Source organism: Roseomonas sp. TAS13 (assembly GCF_001950415.1).
Taxonomy (GTDB): domain Bacteria; phylum Pseudomonadota; class Alphaproteobacteria; order Acetobacterales; family Acetobacteraceae; genus Roseomonas; species Roseomonas mucosa.
Window position 1 is genome coordinate 1 of record NZ_BDLP01000448.1, and the last position, 3143, is coordinate 3143.

1 protein-coding gene and 1 pseudogene are annotated in these 3143 nt (G+C 72.0%); one reads left to right on the plus strand and one right to left on the minus strand.

Annotated features, from left to right (window positions below; all coding sequences use genetic code 11):
• Positions 1 to 604, minus strand: a pseudogene (locus ROTAS13_RS21850) (Tim44 domain-containing protein); the annotation flags it as partial.
• Between the two features lie 327 nt (positions 605 to 931).
• Here ROTAS13_RS21850 and ROTAS13_RS21855 point away from each other — a divergent pair.
• Positions 932 to 3037 carry a prolyl oligopeptidase family protein gene (locus ROTAS13_RS21855; RefSeq protein WP_075823406.1) on the plus strand — a complete coding sequence of 702 codons (2106 nt, stop codon included), beginning with the start codon at positions 932 to 934 and terminating at the stop codon, positions 3035 to 3037.
• The last annotated feature ends 106 nt before the right edge of the window (positions 3038 to 3143 follow it).

Genomic DNA, 3143 nt, shown 5'->3' on the forward strand with positions numbered 1-3143 from the left:
CGGTGGAGCTGTGCGTAGATGTGATCAAGAGACAGCCCAGCGGGCCGGGGCGGTTGCCCATCGGGTCCTGCGTTTCACGGGCATAGCCCGGGGCGTTCCCGGCCATGGCCATGCCGCCCCGGGGCGTTCCCCCTTGGGCCATGCCGGTCTGGCGGCGGCGGAGGAAGCGCATCAGCAGCATGATGCCGCCGACAACCAGGGCGATCTGCAGCAGCAGGCCGATCACACCGGCAAAGCCGGAAATGCCGCCGAAGCCGAAGCCGAACAGCATGCCGAGCAGGCCGGCGCCGAGCAGGCCGCCCATCATGCCGCCCATGAAGCCGCCGCCGAAGCGGCTGCCCGCCGGGGCGGGGGTGTAGCTGGGCGGCCGGGCCGGGGTGGCCTGGTTCACGCCGCCGCGCGACATGTCGCTGCGGTCGAAGGTGTTCGTGCCGCCGCCCGGTGCGGTGCGGGTGGCCGGGGGCGCGTTGAAGCTGCGGCTGCCGCGGCTGCCCGAGGAGAAGCCGCCACCGGGGCGCGCTTCGGCGAGGGCCGGCGCCAGGGCCAGGGCAAGGGCAGCGAAGCCCGCGAGGAAGCGGGCCTTGCGGACGGTCCGGCGATGCATGGGACGGTTCTCCCGGGCGGATGATTCTGTCATGGCTGTAATATAAGAAGCCTGGACGGCGATGCCATGTCCAGCGGTCATTCTGAGAACGAGGACGCTGCATAAAGGTTTTGCAACGATCCGAAACGGATGGCGGCTGCATCCTTGAGGGTTGGCGCAGGGATTTCCTTGCGCTTCGGCAATACGAAACGAAATCGGAACATTCGCGGGCGGCCACGCTGTTTTGGCGCGGGGCTGCCCTGGCTCTATCCTCGCCGGGTCGTCCCCGCCACCCTGCGCCCCTTTTCCACTCCTGGCCTCGTCCCGGCCGTTCAGAGGATGCCCGCCATGCCGGAACCCGATTCCCGCCCGACCCTCGCCGCGCCGGACGAGGACCCCTGGCTCTGGCTGGAGGAGGTGGAGGGCGCCCGTGCCCTGGAATGGGTGGAGGCGCGGAATGCCGCGCTGCTCGCCGACCTTGCCGATTCCCGATTCGAGGCCGATCGCGACGCGCTGAAGGCGGCGATGGACCGGCCGGACAAGCTGCCCTTCGTCACCCGCCGGGGCGGGCTGCTGTACAATTTCTGGCAGGATGCCGGACGGCCGCGCGGGCTCTGGCGGCGGACGACGCTGGAATCCTACCGCACCAGCGATCCGGCCTGGGAGGACCTGCTCGACCTCGACGTCCTGGCGGCGGCGGAGGGGGAGGATTGGGTCTGGCAGGGGGCGCGCAGCCTGCCGGGCGCGCATGACCGGGCGATCCTGTCGCTGTCGCGCGGCGGTGGCGACGCGGCGGTGCTGCGGGAGTTCGACCTTCCCGGCCGGTGCTTCGTGGAGGGCGGCTTCGCCGTGCCGGAAGCCAAGGGGATGGTGGACTGGATCGATCGCGACGCGCTGCTGCTCTCCACCGCGCTGGGCGAGGGGAATGCCACCCAGTCCGGCTATCCCCGCCGCATCCGGCTCTGGCGCCGGGGCGAGGCGCCGCTGGCGGCGGAGGTGCTGTTCGAGACCGCGCCGGAGAGCATGGGGCTCTGGGGCACGGTGGACCGCGAGACGGGCCATCTGGTGTTCCGCGAGCAGATCGGCTTCTACGATGCGCGCTACCACCTGGCGAAGCCGGGCGGGGCGGTCAGGACGCTCGACCTGCCGACCGACATGCGGCTGGACTGGCACCATGGCGGCACCGTCCCGGCCGGCGGCGCGGAGCTGGAGGGCTGGCTGGCCCTCTGGCCGCGCACGCCCTGGACGGTGGCGGGGAAGACCCACGCGCCGGACACGCTGCTGGGCATCCGGCTGGCGGATTTCCTGGCGGGGAGCCGGGACTTCGCCACGCTTTTCGTGCCGGGCGAGCGGCGGGCGCTGCAGGGCTTCTTCTGGTGCCGGGGGCGACTGGTGCTGTCGGTGCTGGACGACCTGCGCCCGGTCTTCACCCTGCGGACCCCGCCCGGCGACGGCGGTGTGGAATGGCACGCCGCGGAGATCCCGGGCCTGCCGCGGATCGGCGTGGTCGGCGTCTGGCCGCTGGATGCGGAGGAGGCGGAATCCGACGGCACGCTGATGGTCAGCGCCCAGGACCCCGTCACCCCGCCGAGCCTGATGCTGTCCTCCCTGGAGCTGCCCATGCCGGCGCTGCTGAAGCAGGCGCCGCGCGTCTATGACGCGGCCGGGCTGGCGGTGACGCGGCACGAGGCGGTCTCGGTGGATGGGGAACGCATCCCCTATGTGCAGGTCGGGCCGGAGGGGCTGACCGGCGACGCGCCGGTGCACATGACGGGCTATGGCGGCTTCCAGGTCACCACCCAGCCCTATTACGCCCTGCGCACGGGCAAGCTCTGGCTGGAGAAGGGCGGCACCACCGTGCTCGCCAACATCCGCGGCGGCGGCGAGTTCGGCACGCGCTGGCACGAGGCCGGGCGGCTGGCCAACAAGATCCGCTCGCACGACGATTTCGCCGCCGTGGCGGAGGATCTGGTGCGGCGCGGCGTCACCCGGCCGGAGCGCATCGCGGCGGAGGGCGGCTCGAACGGCGGGCTGCTGATCGCGAACATGCTGACACGCTATCCGGAGCGTTTCGGGGCGCTGTTCTGCACCATCCCGCTGGTGGACATGCGCCGCTATACGAAGCTGCTGGCCGGGGCGAGCTGGATCGCGGAATACGGCGACCCGGAGAAGCCGGAGGACTGGGCCTTCCTCCGGCACATCTCGGCCTACCACACCGCCGAGCCGGGCCGGCGCTACCCGCCCATCCTGCTCGCCACGGCACGCAAGGACGATCGCGTCCATCCCGGCCATGCCCGCAAGATGGCGGCGAAGCTCCAGGCCATGGGCTACGACGCGCATTTCTACGAGCCCGGCGCGGGCGGCCATGGCTATGGCAAGGACAGCGGCGAGATCGCCACCTTCTCGGCCCTCGGCACCGCCTTCCTGCGCCGCGCCATCGGCTGGGAGGAATAGCGCCCTCCCTCCGATCGTGGCGCTCCGTGGCTCGTCCCGGGGGAGAGGCGCCGCCTCTCCCGCCGGGCCCCCTCTCCGCCGGGGACCGGAGCCGGTCCCCGGACCC

What these genes read in the sequence shown, in the direction of transcription:
- ROTAS13_RS21855 (WP_075823406.1), top strand. Translation starts at nt 932, where the DNA reads ATGCCGGAACCCGATTCCCGCCCGACCCTCGCCGCGCCGGACGAGGAC.